This window comes from Acinetobacter sp. CWB-G5 (assembly GCF_019209785.1).
Lineage (GTDB): Bacteria > Pseudomonadota > Gammaproteobacteria > Pseudomonadales > Moraxellaceae > Acinetobacter > Acinetobacter johnsonii.
The window spans coordinates 16,584-36,718 of sequence record NZ_JAHUTF010000002.1 but is presented as its reverse complement, the minus strand read 5'-3'; the positions used below and the strand labels follow the sequence as shown (position 1 = coordinate 36,718).

At 42.3% G+C, this 20,135-nt stretch carries 18 protein-coding genes and 1 pseudogene; 6 read left to right on the top strand and 13 right to left on the bottom strand.

The window, feature by feature from the left end; translation table 11 throughout:
- Position 1: 1 nt before the first annotated feature.
- On the bottom strand, positions 2 to 1,093 hold the full coding sequence (gene hisC / locus KVY11_RS04250; protein ID WP_218288234.1) for a histidinol-phosphate transaminase: 1,092 nt from the start codon (positions 1,091 to 1,093) through the stop codon (positions 2 to 4).
- Positions 1,094 to 1,160: 67 nt separating this feature from the next.
- Positions 1,161 to 2,270: a prephenate dehydratase gene (gene pheA, locus KVY11_RS04245; RefSeq protein ID WP_004696123.1), complete on the bottom strand. Its 1,110-nt coding sequence runs from the start codon at positions 2,268 to 2,270 to the stop codon at positions 1,161 to 1,163.
- Positions 2,271 to 2,726: 456 nt separating this feature from the next.
- On the opposite strand from pheA, the gene KVY11_RS04240 reads away from it, so the two are divergent.
- Entirely contained in the window at positions 2,727 to 3,245 is a 519-nt protein-coding gene (locus KVY11_RS04240) for a DJ-1/PfpI family protein (RefSeq protein WP_168158955.1), read from the top strand.
- Positions 3,246 to 3,297: 52 nt separating this feature from the next.
- Here the strand turns inward: KVY11_RS04240 and KVY11_RS04235 are convergent, their stop codons facing one another.
- Together KVY11_RS04235 and KVY11_RS04230 are read right to left on the bottom strand one after the other, a co-directional pair.
- Positions 3,298 to 4,440, bottom strand: a complete 1,143-nt coding sequence (locus KVY11_RS04235; RefSeq protein ID WP_218288233.1) for an acyl-CoA dehydrogenase family protein — start codon at positions 4,438 to 4,440, stop codon at positions 3,298 to 3,300.
- 143 nt (positions 4,441 to 4,583) lie between these two features.
- Positions 4,584 to 5,927 carry a dicarboxylate/amino acid:cation symporter gene (locus KVY11_RS04230; RefSeq protein ID WP_087012100.1) on the bottom strand — a complete coding sequence of 448 codons (1,344 nt, stop codon included), beginning with the start codon at positions 5,925 to 5,927 and terminating at the stop codon, positions 4,584 to 4,586.
- Positions 5,928 to 6,338: 411 nt separating this feature from the next.
- Here KVY11_RS04230 and KVY11_RS04225 point away from each other — a divergent pair, with 411 nt between their 5' ends.
- The gene (locus KVY11_RS04225) at positions 6,339 to 7,334 is read left to right on the top strand and encodes a glycosyl transferase family protein (RefSeq protein ID WP_218288232.1); all 996 of its coding nucleotides are present in this window, start codon (positions 6,339 to 6,341) and stop codon (positions 7,332 to 7,334) included.
- A gap of 28 nt (positions 7,335 to 7,362) precedes the next feature.
- Here the strand turns inward: KVY11_RS04225 and KVY11_RS04220 are convergent.
- The 3 genes and pseudogenes from KVY11_RS04220 to KVY11_RS04210 form a co-directional block, all read right to left on the bottom strand.
- Positions 7,363 to 7,803 (bottom strand): annotated as a pseudogene (locus tag KVY11_RS04220) (hypothetical protein).
- 95 nt (positions 7,804 to 7,898) lie between these two features.
- On the bottom strand, positions 7,899 to 8,165 hold the full coding sequence (locus tag KVY11_RS04215) for a YeaC family protein (protein ID WP_058869973.1): 267 nt from the start codon (positions 8,163 to 8,165) through the stop codon (positions 7,899 to 7,901).
- 3 nt (positions 8,166 to 8,168) lie between these two features.
- Positions 8,169 to 9,107 (bottom strand): NAD(+) kinase, encoded by a 939-nt coding sequence (locus tag KVY11_RS04210; protein ID WP_004696112.1) that lies wholly within the window; start codon positions 9,105 to 9,107, stop codon positions 8,169 to 8,171.
- 151 nt (positions 9,108 to 9,258) lie between these two features.
- Here KVY11_RS04210 and mrcB point away from each other — a divergent pair, with 151 nt between their 5' ends.
- Both mrcB and KVY11_RS04200 read left to right on the top strand, forming a co-directional pair.
- The gene (mrcB, locus tag KVY11_RS04205; protein ID WP_218288231.1) at positions 9,259 to 11,655 is read left to right on the top strand and encodes a penicillin-binding protein 1B; all 2,397 of its coding nucleotides are present in this window, start codon (positions 9,259 to 9,261) and stop codon (positions 11,653 to 11,655) included.
- Positions 11,656 to 11,676: 21 nt separating this feature from the next.
- The gene (locus KVY11_RS04200) at positions 11,677 to 12,225 is read left to right on the top strand and encodes a tetratricopeptide repeat protein (RefSeq protein ID WP_218288230.1); all 549 of its coding nucleotides are present in this window, start codon (positions 11,677 to 11,679) and stop codon (positions 12,223 to 12,225) included.
- 12 nt (positions 12,226 to 12,237) lie between these two features.
- On the opposite strand, the gene KVY11_RS04195 is transcribed toward KVY11_RS04200, so the two are convergent.
- Positions 12,238 to 13,137 carry an NUDIX domain-containing protein gene (locus tag KVY11_RS04195; RefSeq protein WP_218288229.1) on the bottom strand — a complete coding sequence of 300 codons (900 nt, stop codon included), beginning with the start codon at positions 13,135 to 13,137 and terminating at the stop codon, positions 12,238 to 12,240.
- Positions 13,138 to 13,287: 150 nt separating this feature from the next.
- Here KVY11_RS04195 and hemP point away from each other — a divergent pair, with 150 nt between their 5' ends.
- Entirely contained in the window at positions 13,288 to 13,455 is a 168-nt protein-coding gene (hemP, locus tag KVY11_RS04190) for a hemin uptake protein HemP (protein ID WP_004696105.1), read from the top strand.
- A gap of 122 nt (positions 13,456 to 13,577) precedes the next feature.
- On the opposite strand, the gene KVY11_RS04185 is transcribed toward hemP, so the two are convergent.
- The 4 genes from KVY11_RS04185 to KVY11_RS04170 all read right to left on the bottom strand — a co-directional run bounded on the left by KVY11_RS04185 (position 13,578) and on the right by KVY11_RS04170 (position 17,945).
- Positions 13,578 to 14,915: a HAMP domain-containing sensor histidine kinase gene (locus KVY11_RS04185; protein WP_218288228.1), complete on the bottom strand. Its 1,338-nt coding sequence runs from the start codon at positions 14,913 to 14,915 to the stop codon at positions 13,578 to 13,580.
- Entirely contained in the window at positions 14,915 to 15,577 is a 663-nt protein-coding gene (locus KVY11_RS04180; protein WP_218288227.1) for a response regulator transcription factor, read from the bottom strand. Before KVY11_RS04180 ends, KVY11_RS04185 begins: the two co-directional genes overlap by 1 nt.
- A gap of 146 nt (positions 15,578 to 15,723) precedes the next feature.
- A complete protein-coding gene (locus KVY11_RS04175) occupies positions 15,724 to 16,086 on the bottom strand; it encodes a NirD/YgiW/YdeI family stress tolerance protein (protein ID WP_125274723.1) in 363 nt (120 codons plus the stop codon).
- Between the two features lie 101 nt (positions 16,087 to 16,187).
- Positions 16,188 to 17,945: a GspE/PulE family protein gene (locus KVY11_RS04170; RefSeq protein ID WP_218288226.1), complete on the bottom strand. Its 1,758-nt coding sequence runs from the start codon at positions 17,943 to 17,945 to the stop codon at positions 16,188 to 16,190.
- Positions 17,946 to 18,153: 208 nt separating this feature from the next.
- Here KVY11_RS04170 and KVY11_RS04165 point away from each other — a divergent pair, with 208 nt between their 5' ends.
- On the top strand, positions 18,154 to 19,410 hold the full coding sequence (locus KVY11_RS04165) for an MgtC/SapB family protein (protein ID WP_218288225.1): 1,257 nt from the start codon (positions 18,154 to 18,156) through the stop codon (positions 19,408 to 19,410).
- Here KVY11_RS04165 and tsaA read toward each other — a convergent pair.
- Positions 19,407 to 20,126, bottom strand: a complete 720-nt coding sequence (gene tsaA / locus KVY11_RS04160) for a tRNA (N6-threonylcarbamoyladenosine(37)-N6)-methyltransferase TrmO (protein ID WP_218288500.1) — start codon at positions 20,124 to 20,126, stop codon at positions 19,407 to 19,409. The genes KVY11_RS04165 and tsaA overlap by 4 nt on opposite strands.
- Positions 20,127 to 20,135 lie beyond the last annotated feature (9 nt).

Genomic DNA, 20,135 nt, shown 5'->3' with positions numbered 1-20,135 from the left:
TTTAAGCGTTCGCCTCTAAACCTAGTACGTTGGCCAAAGCCGTTAGAAATTTCGTATTTTCAGCTTCAGTTCCAATCGATACTCGTAAATGATTGGCGATGCCCGCGGGACGAACAATCACCCCCTCTTTTAATAAAGCATTAAAAGTTTGTGCAGGATCGGCTTGTATATCGACCAAAATAAAGTTAGCACGAGAAGGCTCATAGTTTAGGCCTAGCGCTTTAAACCCTGTTTCAAGTTGCACCATGCCAGCTTTATTGACCACACGTGATTTCTCAATGAAATCTTCATCTTTTAGTGCAGCAACCGCTGCCACCATGGCTAAATGGTTGACGTTAAACGGCTGACGAATACGGTTTAAGAAGTCTGTCACTTCTGCCGATGCCAAAGCAAAGCCAACACGTAATGCCGCTAAACCAAAGCACTTCGACATGGTACGACTAACAATCAGGTTCGAATACTGTGCTAAAAACTTTAAGCTGTTAAAGTTCTCTGGGAAATATTCCACATAAGCTTCATCTAAAACCACAATCACATGACTCGGTACTTGTTGCATGAAGCGCTCAAATTCAGCCTCTTCAAACCAAGTTCCTGTCGGATTATTGGGATTCGCAATAAACACCAATTTGGTATTGTCTTTAATTGCTGCTGCCATCGCGTCAAGGTCATGCGAAAAACCTTGAGCAGGTACTTCAATCGCTTCGGCATTGATGGCTTGTGTGACCAAAGCATAGACTGCAAATGCGTGTTGGCTATACACCACCGAATCTTTTTCTGAAACAAATGCACGAGCAAAAATTTCTAGCAGATCGTTTGAACCATTGCCTAAAGTAATACAATCATGTGCTACACCAAACTGCGCATGAACTTGATCCTTCAAGATAAAACCACCACCGTCTGGATATCGTCCAATTTCCGCCAATTCAGCAGCAACCGCTTCTTTGACTTTGTCCGAACAACCCAAAGGGTTTTCATTTGAGGCAAGTTTAACAATATCGGTCAGTCCCAATTCACGCTCTAATTCGCTGATTGGCTTACCCGGTTGATATGGTTTTAACTTCGCAATACCTTCATTGGCTGGAGCAAACGACATGTGACCTTTCCATTCTTACAAGTGGTGTACATGGTTGAGTTTAGAGTAAACCCAACCACCTTAGAGATTACAGTACTGCAATCGGGTATGAACCCAATACTCGAACTTCTTTTACGAGTGGACGAATCTCTTCAATCGCCGCTTTAACATTGTCTTGTTCCACATGCCCTTCTAGGTCAATGAAGAAAACATAAGCCCATTTTTCAGGCAATGCAGGACGCGTTTCGATGCTGGTCAAACTAATGTTGTGCTTTGCAAATGGTGCAAGGATTTCCAATAATGCACCTGCACGATCATGTGCAGAAATCAGCAATGACGTTTTATCATTACCACTTTGCGGTATTCTTTCACGACCAATCACCAAGAAACGCGTAGTGTTCTCAGGATTATCTTCAATATTGCTGTGTAAAATTTCTAAGTCATAAATACTTGCTGCAACATCAGATGCAATAGCAGCCGAATGCCATTCAGTACGAATACGACGTGCTGCTTCAGCATTCGAGCTTAAAGCAACACGTTCCACACCTGGATAGTGTGCGTCCAACCATGCACGGCACTGCGCCAAAGTTTGCTGATGTGCATAAATTTGTTTAATGCTGTCTTTACGCGTGTTTTCAGACACAAGAAACTGGTGATGAATACGCAATTCAACTTCACCAATTACATTTAAGTGTGAGGCTTTAAAACAATCCAAAGTATGGTTGACCACACCTTCTGATGAGTTTTCTACTGGCACCAAACCATAGTGTGCACTGCCTGCTTCCACTTCACGGAACACTTCATCAATAGTCGGTAAAGGACGAACCACAGCATCATGTCCAAAGTGCTTCAACACCGCAGAGTGTGTATACGTACCGACAGGGCCTAGAAATGCAATACTTTGCGGTGCTTCTAGAGCCAAACATGCAGACATGATTTCACGGAACAAACGTGCCATAGTCACATCAGATAAAGGGCCTTCATTACGCTCCATAACATTCCGTAAAACTTGCGCTTCACGTTCTGGACGGTAAAACATTGGATTCTCTTCAGAAGCAAATTTTGCTTTTGCAACAGCTTCCGCCAGTTTCGCACGACGGTTAATAAGTTGTTGAATCTGTTGATCAACAGAGTCGATATCCTGACGGATTTGGTTGAGGTCAAGAGAAGTCGTTGTGTTTTGATCGTCTTGGATCATTGTTATGTCGCCCTTCATATACATTGTGCAAACAGTATAACAATAGTTAGCTTTGAAATCTTGCGCAATAAGACTTTGCATGTTTCAGTGCTAAAAACATACAGTTGATTTAATCATCAAGTTTATCAATAAACTGCCCCAATAATAGACATCAATAAAACCACTGAGTCCTGCCTATTTTCTTCTTACTTTTATGCATAGAATATCGCCCAATCCAAATACCACGAAGATGTTTTGCAAGTCTGAGCTCTTCCCTTTTAAAGCCCTGTCTAGCTTTTGAAAAATTTTGCTACACCTTCACAAAAATCACCATTCATCCGTATTTCAGTGCGTTAGAATATCTTTTAAAATATGCTTTACTTAAGTTGACGTATTCATAACAAAGAGAGTATGCAGCAGCAGCGATTGCTCTATAGTCTCAATAAAACAAAACAATAATGAACTGTAGGTACTGTCATGCACAAAAAAATTGCAGTCTTGGTCACCTATGACTTTGAGGATGCCGAATATGCTGAACCCGTAGAAGCATTTCGAGCAGCTCGGCATAGTATTATTAACCTTGAAAGTCAGGCTGGCAAAATCATTTATGGCAAAAAGCGTAGAGCCTTTGTCACCATCGACCAAAGTATCGATGATGCCTCCGTGCATGACTTCGATGCCTTACTCATTCCAGGCGGTTTTTCGCCAGACAACCTGTGCCAAGATGAACGCTATATCTTATTTGTCAGGCACTTTGCAAACACGCAAAAACCTATTTTATGCAGTGCTGATGCACCCAAAATTTTAATGCATGCTGGAGTTGTGAAAGGTAGACGCATGACGTGTATCCATCACCTTCATCAAGACTTAAAAGATGCAGGTGCCGTGCTGTATGACACAGGTGTTGTGAATGACAATAATTTATACATTTCATCACAAACCCAATATGACCTACCCGCCTTTATACAAGAAAGTTTATTGGTACTGAACCGATAAAAAAGAGCCTACTTGAGGCTCTTTTACGCATGTTTATATCAACACCTAAGGCTTAGCGCCCAAGCAAGCTACGTGCGACAATTTCTTTCATAATTTCATTGGTCCCGCCGTAGATGCGTTGAATACGAGCATCGACAAAGAAGCGTGAAATTGGATATTCACTCATATAGCCATAGCCACCAAAGAGCTGCAATAAATTATCTGCCACCTTCATTTGCATATCTGTTGAAAAACTTTTCAGCGCTGCTGCTGTTTCGACATCCAGCTTACCTTGCATATAAAGCTCAACGTTTTGATTATAAAAAGCAGCTGTGGCTTGTTCATCAATCTTAGCTTGAGCCAAAACAAAGCGGGTATTTTGGAACTGCGAAATATGTTGACCAAAAGCTTGGCGCTCTTTGACGTATTGAATAGTGACATCAATCGAACCGCGAATTGCACCTATAGCCGTGGCTGCAATTGCTGTACGCTCACGTGGTAGCTCTTGCATCAGATAAGCAAAACCTTGACCAGCTTGTCCCAACAATTGATCTTTCGGGACTTTTACATTGTCATAAAACAACTCAGAAGTGTCTTGTGAATGTAGCCCAATTTTGTCGAGGTTGGTGCCTTTTTTAAACCCTTCTAAGTGGGTATCGACTAAAATCAGTGAAACACCCTTTGCGCGGGCTTGCGGATCAGTTTTTACTGCCAACACCACAAGGTCGGCATGCTGCCCATTTGAAATAAAGGTTTTAGAGCCATTTAAAATATAATGCTCCCCTTGCAAAATGGCGTTACTGCGCATGGCTTGCAAATCTGAACCTGCACCCGGTTCCGTCATTCCAATCGCACCGACCACTTCACCTGACACCATTTTCGGTAACCAGTACTGTTTCTGCGCTTCACTTCCAATGTGCAAAATATAAGGCGCAGCAATTTCGGAGTGACAAGAAATTCCTGTCGATAAAGCACTAAAACCCGCACGTGCCGACTCTTCCACCAACATGAGTGAATAATGCGTTGGAACACCATAACCGCCGTATTCCTCTGGAACATCGACACATAAGAAACCATTTTCACCCAAGGCATTCCAGACTGAGCGCGGCATTAAGCCTTCTCGTTCCCACTGTTCATAGTGTGGCGCAATGTGTTCATTCATAAAACGGCGAAAGTTATCGCGAAATAGTTCTAGGTCTGCATCGTAATTCAACATGTTTCTTCCTTGTAGTGACGTTGTTTTATTATTCAGTCCACATGCTAGCCATTTTTAACGCAACTGTCATGACCGCATCAGGCCATTTTTTTATGCCAATAAAAAAGGAAGCCCTTAGGCTTCCTGTTTAAGATGAACTGAAATTATGCGTGAGCATTTTCTTCAACAGCCATTTGGCGGTCTACTTCATCTGGATTTGCTAGTGCAAAATGTAATTTCTCTTGGTCTAACTGACCCACCCATTTCGCAACAACAATCGTTGCCAATGAGTTACCCACCAAGTTGGTTAAGGCACGTGCTTCAGACATAAAACGGTCAATACCTAAGATAAGCGCAAGACCCGCCACTGGAATATGACCAACGGCTGACAAAGTCGCTGCCATCACAATAAAGCCCGAACCTGTTACACCCGCAGCACCTTTCGATGAAATCAATAACACACCCAATAAAGTCACTTGGTGCATAAGATCAAGCTGAGTATTGGTCGCTTGTGCAATGAAGATCGCAGCCATCGTTAAGTAGATTGAGGTACCGTCTAAGTTAAATGAATAGCCTGTTGGAATAACCAAACCAACCACTGACTTTTCACAACCCGCAATCTCAAGCTTTTTCAACATACGCGGTAAAACCGATTCTGAAGATGAGGTACCCAGTACGATCAACAACTCTTCGCGAATCATACGAATCATTTTCAAAATACTGAAGCCACAAAGACGTGAAATTGTGCCTAAAACCAAGAAAATGAAAAGTAAACAGGTAATGTAGAAACAGATGATCAGCTGAGCCAGTTGCGCCAAGCTACCAATACCATATTTACCGATGGTATATGCCATTGCACCAAAAGCACCAATTGGAGCAAGTTTCATGATCATATTTACAATGTTAAAGAACACATGAGAAATTTGATCGATGAACTTCAGTACAGGTTTACCTGCATCACCCAATTTATGTAATGCAAAACCAAACATCAAGGCAAAGAGTAGCACTTGCAGGATTTCACCTTCAGCAAATGCACCAACAACCGTGTTTGGAATGATATGCATAAAGAAGTCGACAGTCGATTGCTGCTGACCCGACTCAACAAACTTTGAGATACCAGAAGTATCTAATGTTGAAGGGTCAACGTTCATGCCCACACCTGGCTTCCAGATGTTAATGACCAGTAAACCGATCAATAGTGCAATCGTCGATACAATTTCAAAGTAAAGTAGCGCAACACCGCCTGTTTTACCCACAGACTTCATACTTTCCATACCCGCGATACCACTCACGACGGTACAGAAAATTACTGGTGCAATAATCATCTTGATCAGCTTAATAAAGCCTTGACCTAGAGGATAAAAAAGCTCGCCCCAGCCGGGTACATATTTTTCAACGCCATTGATAACTTGCGTACCACTAGGGAAAAAATGTCCTACTAAGATACCCGCAATAATCGCGACAATAACTTGAAAATATAGTGACTTATAGATTGGTTTCTTAGTCATAACGAATACTTCTGTAAATCAAAAGACTGAAAAAATCGGTATACCTATACTTCCTAATAGGTAGTTGGCTTTCTGATAAACACAAAAAAGCCCACAGTTTGGACCGCATCCAAACACCGGGTAAAAAAAATCATGGTGTACAAATAACAGCACTGTGACAAAAATCACAGTTCATTCACATTTACTGCAATGGGAGAGACTAAAAACTAGCGAGTCACAATTATTGGGTAAATTTTACCTAACATTCTTTAATCAAAGTAAACTGATTTCAATCATAATGTATAAAATCTAAACAATATGGCTCATACTTTAGTCTAATGGTGGAAAATTTATTTAAAATTAAAAGTGCTGTTTTTTTTGATTGTTCCACTAAAATAACACAAGACAGCCTTCACTTACTTTGGTTTTTTCATGAACAACAAAAGAAATATTTATAAAGATGCTGAGCACCCTTTTGCCCAGTTTGTTCGCATTATTGGTAAAGGGAAAAACGGGGCACGCTCACTCAGTTATGAAGAAGCTTACCAAGCCTTTGATATGATCCTGAAAAATCAAGTGTTGGATGTACAGCTCGGTGCATTTCTGATGCTACTTCGGGTTAAGGAAGAGTCTGTAGATGAACTGGCAGGCTTTGTTCAAGCCACACGAGATCAACTGCCGTTCACACCTTTAGAGGTCGATTTAGACTGGTCTTCTTATGCAGGTAAGCGTAAACACTATCCATGGTTTCTCTTAGCGGCACTGACTCTAGCTAAAGCAGGTTATAAGGTCGTGATGCACGGTGCATCAGGTCATACCATTAACCGTATTTATACTGAACAGGTATTGGAATATCTCGATTTTAATATTTGCCAAACTCAAGCAGATGTGGAACAGGAATTAGCGTCGCGTAATTTTGCTTATCTACCGCTGCACGCCATCTCCACGATTTTAAGTGACTTAATTTCCCTACGAAATGTTATGGGCCTTCGCTCACCCATTCATACCCTTGCGCGCCTGATCAATCCTTTTAATGCCAAAGCAACCCTGCAAGCTATTTTCCACCCTGCCTATCGTGGTTCGCATCAGCAAGCGGCATTTAAACTGGACTATCAAAATAGTGCGGTCATTAAAGGTGAAGGCGGTGAATTTGAACGTAACCCAGATGCCAAAACACTGATCTGCGGTATTAAAAATGGTGAACTCTACGAACATGAACTCCCTAAACTTACCGACAACCGAAGCCCAATTGAAGAAGAGCTGGATTTAGCTGAGTTTAAAGCAGTGTGGCGGGGTGAAAAACAGCATGAATATGGTGAAATGGCAGTGACTGAAACCATTGGTATTGCGTTATATACCATGGGCATCTGCGATACGTATAGCGATGCCATGCAACAGGCCAAGCAGCTTTGGCACACTCGTTTCTAAGCAGAGGGGACAAACAAAAGCGTGAATGTTATTCGTCACGCTTTTCGTTCCAGTAAAAGTCAGCCCAGTAAGGATAACGCTTTCCTGAAGAATGAATATTTCTGAGAAGCAACTGATCACCAATATGAATCCCAATTTTTTGAGATTCATAAGGGCCAGATAAATAAACATCTTTTTGTTATCCAATGAGGTTTGAACAATAGAGCTGATGGCTTTTTATCTTTTTCGATGCTTCACCTGCATGGGTGTTATGGATCTTTATTCCAATCAACAACATCGGATAACCATCATTTTTCATTAATGTGTATTGTGTGATGGGATTTTGAAAATTTTGACTCGGTAAAACAAAAACATCTAATAAACATTCAATTTTTCTTGCATCAGTTGCTGGCTCAGCAAATACATTGGTCGGAATTGCAGTAATGAAGAATAAACTGAGTCGAGTGAGCTTTATTATTTTTATAAGCATAGTGATTGAAACAGTTTTGCAGATTATTCTTTTTAAATTGAGTTGTTGAATCACCAAGCATCTGTTGCTGAGCGATTCAACGTATTTTTAATCAATTAAATAAAACGAATAGGTTTGAATTCTGGTTCAGGCACATGAGAATCACACTCCTCACCTTCTTCTTTATGTCCTTTATCGATATAACCCGTACGTTCTTTTTCAGGAGTATTCTGATGCTCCCAAGCAATAACGGCTTGCATACAAGTTTGACGTTGTTCAGCAGTCAACGCCACGCCATTTGGCCATTTACCAATTTCTACAGCTGTTTTTAAACGCTCAACAATATCGGCATCTAAAATAGAAAGCATCTGTTCAATATTCATAATTTAATCCTGTTGAAAAGAGTCAAAATCTTGGTTCCACCCAAGTTTAGTTCGGCATGACATATAAAAATCATAACCCGGTGGATGTAATAAATTCAGTTTAAATGGGTGCTTACGAATATGTAAGCTGTCACCCACATTGAGCGAAACACTGTGTTGACCATCGGCACTAACCATCGGCAAAACACGGTTTTCACGAATCAGAAGCTTAATTTCACTGTGTCCACCCACCACAATCGGGCGTGAAGACAAGGTATGCGGATGCATCGGTACCAAAGCAATCGCATCCATCCCCGGATGCACGATTGGGCCACCACCTGACAACGAATAGGCTGTTGAACCCGTGGGCGTCGATACAATCAAACCATCACTGTGTTGACGGTAGACATATTGACCATCGATATTCAGTTCGAAGTCAATCATATGCACCGACTTACCCGAGTGTAATACCACATCGTTTAGCGCAATCGCATCATAAATCGTCTCGCCCTTTGAGCGAATTTCCATTTCCAATAAGAAACGACGATCTAACTGAAACTCACCTTTTAAGACTTGATCGAGCTTAAAAATCACTTCAGTCGGCTTGATGTCGGTTAAAAAGCCCAAACGCCCTCGGTTTACACCCATTACAGGGGTATTGAATTTGACCAAGGCACGTGCAGCATGCAGAAGTGAGCCATCCCCACCCACCACAATCACCAAATCGACCACTTCACCCAGAAGTGCACGACTCACCGTTTGTGTGTTTTTATAAGGAACCAGTTCAGCGGTTTGCGCATCAAAAACGGGATGTAACCCTAAGCTGAGTAGATGATCATGAATAAGACATAAGGTTTCGACAACTGAAGACTTATCTGGACGTCCAATTAAGCCTATGTTTCGAAATGTTTTATGTGAAATTTGCACCTGCAACATCGCTCCGCTACGATTCCCGCCTATCATAACATTATTTATTTAAATTGATTCAAAAACTAAAGTGACTGCTGCTACACGCGGAATTGTCTATATTTCAGTTTGTTCACAGTTTAATTATTGCAAATTAGCGAAAAGCTTCGCATGATTAGCACAATTTCTCAGGATCTTATTCGTATTTATGAAGTCAGAACGTGGCATAGGTTTAATTGCACTGATCTTCTGCATCTTAGTCATTGCAGCATTCTTGGTGTTTAGTGTTTATTTAATAAGACTCGACTCCGTTGTACGTGACAAGTTTGAAGGCAAGCGCTGGGACATTCCTGCGAAGGTATTCGCACGCCCACTCGAAGTGTATACCAATGCCCCAGTCAGTCAGGCTGACTTCACTCAAGAGTTAAAACTTTTGGGTTATAAGTCCTCGGAAAACTATACCAAATCAGGGAACTTTGTCAGTTCTGGCAATGAGCTATATGTACACACCCGTGGTTTTGACTTCGGTGATAGTGTCGAGCCTGAACAAGTGCTTAAAGTCACCTTTGCCAATGAGCAAGTGGCTGAAGTCAGTGCAACTAAACCCTCATCTACAGGGATTGCACGTTTAGAGCCGATGCTGATTGGCGGGATTTATCCGCAGCATAACGAAGACCGTGTCCTGATTAAACTCGACAAAGTCCCTAAGCCTTTAATTGAGGCTTTAATTGCAACAGAAGATCGTAATTTCTATAGTCACCACGGCGTTTCGATTCGTGGTACGGCACGTGCGATTGTGAGTAATGTCACGGGTGGAAAACGTCAAGGTGGTTCAACACTGACCCAACAGTTGGTGAAAAACTTCTACCTCACCCCTGAAAAAACCATTAAGCGTAAAGTCAATGAAGCATTTATGGCTTTATTGGTCGAGTTTCACTATGACAAAGATGAAATTTTAGAAGCCTATCTCAATGAAGTGAACCTCGGTCAAAATGGTAACTATTCTATTAATGGTTATGGTTTGGCTTCGCAGTTTTACTTCGGCATGCCTTTACGTGAGCTAAATATTGCGCAACAAGCTTATTTGGTAGGTTTGGTACAAGGTCCAACCTTATATAACCCTTGGCGTAACCCAGAAGCTGCGAAAAAGCGCCGTAATATTGTTTTAAACAACATGTTGGTCATGGGCTATCTAACCCAAGAACAATATGAAACTGAAACGGCCCGCCCTTTAAATGTGATTGCCAAACCGACTCTCGGCCCTTCACGTTTCCCAGATTTCTTAGACATTGTACGCCGTCAGTTACGTACCGAATACCAAGAAGGTGATTTGACCAACCAAGGTCTACGCATCTTTACAACGCTCGATCCGATTGCCCAAACCAAAATTCAAGATGCGTTTAAATCAACTGTTGGTCGCTTAAGCCGTGGCTCAAGCCGTCTAAAAGAGCTACAAGGTGCGGTTTTGGTTGCTCATCCTGAAAATGGTGAATTGGTTGCAGCTGTTGGTTCAACCCAAGACTTTACTGGTTTTAACCGTGCACTCGATGCCAAACGTCAAGTCGGTTCACTACTTAAACCTGTGATTTACCTCAGTGCGATTCAATCGGGACGTTACAACTGGGCCAGCCCAATTGAAGATAGCAGTATTAGTATTCAATCCAATGGTAAAGCATGGACACCCAAGAACTATAGCGGTGGCGAACATGGCGTTGTGCCGATGGTACAGGCACTGTCTAATTCATATAACTTGTCAGCAGTTCGCCTTGGTCAAGAGTTTGGTTTATCGACGTTTAGTAACCACCTAAAACGTTTTGGTGTGACCAGTAATATTCCAACCTATCCATCCATTTTCTTGGGTGCGGTGGACATGTCTCCGATGGAAATGCTCAGCATTTATGGCAACTTTGCCACAGGCGGTTTTAAGTATCCGACTAAATCCATTCGTACTGTTGTCGATCAAAATGGTCGCTTGCTGACCCGTTATGGTTTAAATGTCCAACAAACCATTGACCCTGCTTCTGCCTATGTCCTGAACTATGGTCTACAACAAGTGATGACCTCAGGTACAGGTCGTTCAGCTTATAACACTCTACCAAACTCACTTCAGCTTGCAGGCAAATCTGGAACCACCAATGACACCCGTGACTCATGGTTTGCAGGTTACTCGGGCAATTATGTTTCTGTGGTTTGGCTAGGTTTAGATGACAATAAACAAACTGGCTTAACAGGTTCTTCAGGTGCGTTGCCAGTGTGGACAAGTGTAATGAGCCAGCTGCGTCAAAAACCAGTCAACTTACGCCAACCGGATGATGTGCAATGGCATTGGATTGATCGTGGCACGGGTTATCTTGCCGCTCAAGGTTGTGAGGGTGCAATGTATATTCCCCTGTTGCGAAACACCGTACCACGCAAAGCAACCACATGTGGCTTACCGCATTATCAAGTTGAACCCACTTACAATCCTGAAACAGATGGTTACCAAGCTACACCTGAACAAGGCGACAGCATAGACAACTATATTCATGAAAGTGAATCGAACATGCAGCGAAACTTAGAAGATGAGACGCAAGTCATTTCGAGTGGTAGCTATCAACCTGAATAAATAGGACGGATTTAAATTTTGATGTGGTTTAAACGTTTAAGTATCTTAGCAACCATCGTGGCTGTGGCAGGCTGTCAAAGCCTCCCACAGCCAGCTGAAAAAAAGATACCTGAAAAGGCGACACAGTCGGATAAAGAGCAGAAAACACCCTCTGGGGTCACAATTCACCCTTATGACCGCGAAGAAATTCAACGTCAGAAGATTGTGATTCCTGAACAGAAAAGCAAACAACAGTTTGATGATGGGCGACAGCTGCCTGCTTTTAAAAGTCTGATGCAAAAAACACAAACGGCCTATCGCCAAGGCCAGTGGAGTCAAGCACAAAGCTACGCCATGCAAGCACAGCGTTTAGCACCACAGTCGAGTGAGACCTTTTTGTATTTGGCTTTAATTGCTAATCAACAAAAACAACCTGCAAATGCGGAATCGCTTGCACATCGCGGCTTGAGTTATGCCCAAAGCAATGCCATGAAAAAGCAACTTTGGAGCGTTATCTTAAAAGCAGGTCAAATACAGAAGAATCAGAAAACCATTCAACAAGCTCAAACAGCAATCAAAAGTCTGTCTTAAAAGCACGCTCAGTTAGATGGAACGCTGCCCTGCTATACCATAAGCGCCATAACTTTGCGCTTTGGCTAAATCGGCTAACTGTAAGCCGCCGAGAGCAAAAATTAGGATATGAATCTCTTCTGCAATCAGGCTCAACTGCTCCCAACCCAAAGTTTCACTATTTGGGTGGCTGAGTGTTTCAAGTACAGGGCTGAGTAAAAGAGCATCACAGCCAATTTCTTGTGCATGTTCAGCACTTATACGGTCATGACAGGCCGCTATATAACGCTGCCCAACGTTCAACTCCCCTTTACTCAATTGCATGAGTTGAGATTGTTTCAGATGTATGGCCGCAACTGCCTGCTGTTGGAGTGGATTTAAACCTTTCCATAGTTCTATATTAACAATCACCCGTGCCAATTGTTCAACACTCAGTTCTGCAATTTTTAAAATATGTTCAGGACTGGCAGGTACTCGCCAATACAGCTCTTGTTGTTCAGGCAAATTTTTCAACACATCGATTTGATCTGAAATTTTAATCACGGGTGCAGCATAAAGTCGCTTCAAAATGGCTTGATTGGCTTTTGGAAAGTTAAGATCTTGTAATTCAGCACGATTGAACCACGCCCATGGTGAGTGAATGTCTGCCAATAGATGATTTGATACTACAGCATGGAATAAATGCAAATTGACAATCACATCGTCATATTCAAACTGAATACAGTCAAAAGCATGCCAATCTTGTATATCAATGCCGACTTCTTCTAACACTTCACGGCGACAGGCTTGCTCAGGCGTTTCACCTGCTTCCACCTTCCCTCCAGGAAATTCGTGTTTATTGCCCTGATGCTGTTCCGCCTGACGCCAGCCCACCAAAACTTTGCCTTGATGTAAAAGGATGGCTATAGCAACTTGAACCAAAGGTTTTGACATAATCAGATTCCATTTCAGATGTGTGGTGTATTGAGTGATTGCATGTAACGATATTGAAGTTTTTTATATTTTCAGCGAGAAAATGTTGACAGCCTCATTCGATAATGATTATCATTTAAATCGTTCAACATATACCACGGAGTCGCCAGAATGAACGCACCATTTAGCTTATTTACTCGTAACGAAACAGCCCATTCACTACCAATGCTACACTCAAACAACTTATTTGCCCTAGGCCGTGAAATTCGCATTATGCATGCTGGAGAAGAGTATCGTCTACGACTCACTCGCAATAATCGACTCATTCTTACCAAATAAGAACTATAAAAACCCAATAACAATAATCGTGGAAACAAGCAGTATGTCAGCGCGTACTGCTTTTTAATGTCTTTAAGTTTGATCATTTATGCTGTTTTTATCACAGATCACAATCTGCATATCTAAGCCTCAACCCTATTTAACAGCAGTTCCACTTTTAAACCGCCTAAGTCGGATGAACTAAATAACAACTGCCCTGCGTGTAAATCGACAATTTTTTGACAAATCGATAAGCCCAAGCCTGAACCTTGTGTTTTTGTACCTAAAGCCCGATAAAAGCGTTCACCCAAACGCTGGATAACTGTTGCATCGACCCCATTTCCGCTATTTTCGATCCTCAGTCTGAGCTGCTGTTTTTCGATCGTGAGATTGACAAAAACTTGTGCCTGCTCGGGGCTATAGCGAATGGCATTGTCGAGCAAATTGCGAAGTGCGCTAAATAAGAGCTGCTCATTGGCCAATATATAAACCTGCTCTGCAAGCACCACGTTAATTTTAATCTGTTTTGAGTCTGCAAACGGCTGTAAAGCTTTAATCACGTCCTGCATTAGCAGACTGAAGTCAAACTTAGTCTTCGCCAAGCTTTCCTTTTGCTCAGGGTCAAGACGTGCCAGCAACAACAGATTATCCAACACCTGTACCCCACGACTGACATCTTGTTGGATCGGTTTTAACTCACTTTCAAGTTCAGGAAACTTGCGCTTGAGCACCTGAAGTCGCATTTGTATCGCAGACAGTGGAGAACGTAGCTCATGTGAAGCATCCGCGGTAAAGCGCTGCTCTGCCACTAAAGCTTGGTCTAAACGTGCCAATAAAGCATTCAGCTGCGATAACATCGGTTGCAACTCAATCAGCTCAGGTTCTGGCATAGAAATAGGTGCTAAATCATTAACTGATTTATTTGAAATCTGCTCTGAAACTTGGTGTATCACCCGAAATTTACGTCGAATAGCGAAATGCATCAACAACCACTGAATACACCAGACTAAAAACAACACACCGCTGAAAACTAGGATGCTTTGCCAAAAGGCTTGGAAACGTTCGGACATCGACTGGGTCACTTGAACCTGTAAACCGTGATTATCCTGCGCAGTATAAATACGCCACAGTTTCTGCTCTGACCAATAAAAACCATAAGGTGCATCTGAAACCAAACTCAAATGATCAACAGTAATTTTTTCAGGTACATCTTCGGATGCAGTCAAAAGTTGCTGTGCATTATCGAGTCGATAGCGAATATCAAACTCATCACTAAGCTCTGCCAAAGCTTGACCATTGCTGACCGTTAAATCATCTGCCAGCAACATATCGGCCATTTCATCCATAATTTCATCTTGCATAGACATGGTCTGATAAACCGACACCCCAATAAACATCAGCAATGCCAAAAGCCCCGCCAGTATCGAACTGAGGAGCGAACTTTTAACAAGCTGACGCTGGAGTGAAATTGGCTGAGCCATTATATGTCCTGATTCATTCTGTAGCCCAAACCACGAATGGTTTTAATACAGTGGCTACCGAGTTTTTTTCTCAATTGATAAATAAAAACCTCGATCGCATTGCTTTCGATTTCATCGCCCCATGCATAAAGACTTTCCTCAAGTTGTTCCCGCGTAACGACATATTCGGGCTTGAGCATCAATTTATGCAAAATTTGAAACTCTTTGGCGGTTAAATTAACAGCTTGACCATTTTGAGTCACACTTTTGGCCTGTGGGTCGAGTTGGATATTGGCATAGCTCAATACCTGCGAGCTACTATGCTGTTGCTGTCGAAGTTGTAAACGAATTCGAGCGGATAATTCCTCTAGACTAAAAGGTTTGATCAAATAATCATTGGCGCCCAAGTCTAGCCCTTCGACTCGATCTCGAATACTGTCACGTGCTGTTAAAAAAATCACAGGAGTCGATAGGTTCTTGCCACGGACTTTCAGCAAAATGTCATCACCTGTGGCATGTGGCAAACCACGATCTAAAAGCACACAGTCATACTGATGCTGTTCAATGGCTAAAATGGCATGGTCGCCCCGTTCCACCCAGTCGACACTGTAGCCATCCATTTCAAGCCAAGTTTTAATACTCTCAGCTTGAGAGGCATCATCTTCTGCTAATAATATCCGCACTGCTTAACCTGCCTAATCACTATTGTTTAGATCATGCCGTGAAATGGCTCAAAATACAAAAAACCACAGGGCTAATATCCATTCAAAGCCCTGTGGTTTTTTTAAGAATGCCCAATCAAAATTGAATTGAACTTGGGCAAGTGTGTTTAGAATTTCACTTGATCTACGTCAATTTCAACGCGTTTTGCTGGTTTGTAGTCAATATCTACTTCACCGATAATGGTTACAGGTGTTTTAGCCGAAATTGCTTTGCCACCCCATAACTCATCATCAATGTCGACAGTAATTGAACCAGTTTGGTCACGGAATTCATACTTCTCATCCCCAATGGCTTTGACCACATAACCTTTTAACTGGACGTGACTGTCATCTTTTAATGTTAGCGCATGCTTAACCGTAGTTGGTGTTGAAGCAGCAACTGCCGCTTGGTTCACTGCGGTGTTTGCTACAGCGACAGTGGTTGAACCAATAACACCAGTAACTAATAACGCTTTCATCATCATATTCATATCCAGTACCTCTATTTAATTGTTCATCTATTTGATGAAGTGATTAAACCAAAACTAGATGAGTTGAATCTTAAGAAAGCTTCAAGTAACGCATTAAACGCTTAGTTGAGTGGGACAACACGTAACACTTCTTCTAGCGTCGTGACGCCTTCTAAAACTTTACGTGCACCCGCAATTCTTAAAGGCTCAATGCCTTCTTTTTTGGCTTGTTGACGCAGTGCAGTCAAGTCACCATTGGCACCAATCAGTTGCTTGGCCTCTAAACTCACAGGCATAAACTCATAAATACCGACTCGTCCTTTATAGCCCGTTTGCCGACACTCTTCACATCCTACTGCGGTAAAGACTTTTTCAGGCATCTCCATAATGTAATCAAAAGTCAGATGCTCCCATTCTTGGCTGTTGATTTGCTTTTCAACTTTACAATGTGGACATAAGCGGCGTACGAGACGCTGTGCCAATACCCCTAAAATGGTTGCCGCGGTTAAGAACGGCTGTACGCCTAAATCATGCAAACGCGTCAGACTGGAAGGTGCATCATTGGTGTGCAGAGTTGACAGCACTAAATGTCCTGTAAGTGCTGCTTGAATCGCCATATTGGCCGTATCATGATCACGAATCTCACCGACCATAATAATGTCAGGGTCTTGACGCATCAGCGCACGAACACCATCAGCAAAACCAAGATCAATGCCTGTATTCACCTGCATTTGGTTAAAACTCGGCTCTAACATTTCAATCGGGTCTTCAATGGTACAGACGTTCACTTGTTCGGTAGCCAATTGTTTCAAAGAAGAATAAAGCGTGGTGGTTTTACCTGAACCCGTTGGCCCTGTCACTAAAATAATGCCGTGACTATGCGAAGTCAGTGCTTGCCAATCACTGAGCAAATGCCCTTCAAAACCCAACTGCTGAAAGCTACGCACTAAAACTTCAGGGTCAAAAATACGCATCACCAACTTTTCACCAAAAGCAGTCGGTAAAGTCGAAAGACGCAGTTCTGTTTCTTGCCCTTTCGGTGTCCGTGTTTTTAAACGTCCATCTTGTGGTTTACGTTTCTCTGCCACATTCATTCGACCTAAAATTTTAATCCGCGAAATCACTGCGGTTAAAGTATTGGCAGGCATGTTATAAATGGTATGCAGCACTCCATCAATACGGAAACGCACTTTGCCGTTGTCTTTACGTGGTTCTAAGTGAATATCACTGGCACCTTGCTCAAAAGCAAACTGTAAAACCCAGTCGACTAATTTAACAATGTGTTGGTCATTCGCATCAGGATTTTGACTATCGCCCAACTGTAAAAGTGCTTCAACGCCTTTATTATCACGGTCATAACTCCCAGACTTCTGTGAATTACTGACAGCGCGACTCACCTGATAATACTCGACCATATAGCGCTGTAATTGTTCAGGACTGAGTAATACACGCTGGATTTTTTTCGGCGCAACATTGTGCTCCAAATTTGCGATCCAATCTTTCATATACGGCTGATCTGTTGCAATTAACACTTGATTTGCCTGAACTTCAACAGCCAAGATTTTATTGCGGAAGGCAAATTCTTGAGACATCACCGAAGTCAAAGCTTGCACATCGGCTTTGAGTGGATCAATCACATAAAACGGTAATTGGGTCTTTTCAGCTAACCACTGACAAAGCCGATTTAATGTCAGTCTCGACTGTGGATGCGACTGATCTACCAGATTAAAATGAGCAATCCACTGTAATGGATGCCACTTCAATTGATCGCGTTGACGGTGCGAGGTTTGTACTAGATTTTTTTCTTTTTCAGTAATTCGCCCATCTTTAAACAGTTGATCTAAGCACCAAGTGGTATCAATTTCAAAATTAAAATTCATTGTTATACGTCCCCAAACATAACCCCACTATAGCAAGATTTTCTGTATTCATTCACACAAAGCATAAGCAAATCCCACAAATATCGAGGAGTAGCCAAGCTCATCAATAGAATCACGAATTTACTCACAAATCTTGCTCTTTTAACTTGAATCCACCTTCAGCATTCGCCTATATTTTAGACAGGTCATTAAATTTTGTGAGATAGGCTTGGACTTCAGCATAGTTTCCATCAACAACTTGGCTTTATCTGATGTCCTCATTACCTTGGCTTCAGCATTAGGCTGTGGCCTGTTGATTGGTCTAGAGCGCGAACGAAGCAAACAACGTCAAAACCAACAAAGCTTTGCAGGACTACGCTCCTTTGCCATTTGTGCCCTTCTCGGTGCCATTTGTTTTTTATTTGGTGTCAGTATTGGCATTGTCGGTGCGCTGATCATCGGCGGCATAGTTATATTTTCAATGAAAAACCAAACAGAAGATTTGGGTTCAACCACTGAACTTGCCTTTGTCATGACCTATTTTATCGGGGCGATGTGCTTGTGGAATACATCACTTGCTGCGGGTTTAGCGGTACTCCTGACCATTATTTTAATGACCAAACATCCGATGCACAGCTTTGCGGGGAAATGGATTACTGAGGCTGAGTTTAAAGACGGTATCTTTCTCCTAGCGCTGATTTTAATTGCCCTGCCCTTAACGCCGAATACGCCTTTATGGGGTGCTGTGCTGAATCCCTATATTATTTTAAAATTAGTCACGCTCATTCTTGCTGTTCAAGCGCTTGCACATATCGCCAAACGACTGCTGAACACTAAAAATGCCATGATTTTATCGGCGATCGCTTCAGGTTTTGTATCCAGTACAGCGACTGTTGCTAGCTTAGGCATGGAAGTACGTGCAGGTCGAGCACTCGCCAAACCCAATGCAGGTGCAGCGCTCATGTCCTGTATTGCGACTTTATTGCAACTGCTGATTATAGTCGCAGGTGTGAGTGTACTTTGGCTCAAAACCATACTGCTTCCGACCCTTGTAGCAAGTGTCCTTTTAGGGATCTGTGCTTATGCGTTGGTACGATCTGCCCCTGCACAAGAACAACATCAACCCACTGATTCACGCATGTTTAGCTTAAAAGAGGCTGGCATTATTGCCCTGACTTTGACGTTTATCCAAGCGGGGGTGTATGGACTTAACCTTTGGCTGGGAGATGCAGGTTTAATCGCTGGGACTTTGCTTGCTTCTTTATTTGAGATTCATGCAGCGATGGCAACAGTCGTGATGCAAGGAACACCGACAGACACGGCAGCAATGTCTGCATTTATATTAGGTTTGACTGCACACGCTGTTGCCAAGTCCATTAATGCCGCCTTAACAGGTGGTAAGCAATACTTTATTGCTTTTGCCCCGATTCAGATTTTGCATATGGTGGTTTTGATTGGGCTATTGTATTGCGGCTTCTCTCTTTAAATCTCTGATTCTACGGCCGTGATATTCACTGTAGTTTCACCCACTGTAAAAGCTATATCAACAGTAGCAAATTTCATTTTATATACCCGCGCTTCATCATCCTGATATGCTGGTCTGGGATCAAAAGATAAAACGGCTTCAAGCTCTTGCACAGTCTGTACAGACAATTTCCCACTCGTCAAAAGCTGCTGCTTCTGTTCGATCGCCCGATCCGACCATATCACCGATTTACGTTTAGGTTCATCTTGCGCATAGCCACTTTCCGCTTCTATAACGGCATCTGAGTAGTATATATAAGGTTTAATATCGACAATCGGGGTGCCATCTAGCAAATCACTTCCTGTGACATACACTCGAACAGACCTCCCTTCTTTTTTAACACACTTGAGCTTTACCACCGATAGACCAATCGGTGAAGGACGATACATGCTGCGAGTAGCAAACACCCCTATTTTTTTATTCCCTCCTAAGCGTGGCGGACGAACTTGTGGCCGGAACTGGGTTTTCTCTGGATTTTTATTGTCATGAAACTGCCACACCAACCATAAATGACTAAATGCCTCAATTCCTTCAAAGGCTAGAACATCATTATAGGGTGCTAGCATTTCAATATACGATTCCACTTGAACCAAATTAGGCTGACGAGGAATACCAAACTTTTCCTTATAAGAAGAGTGCATATAGCCAATAATCGGCAAGGTTAACTCAGTCATCATCACTTTTTC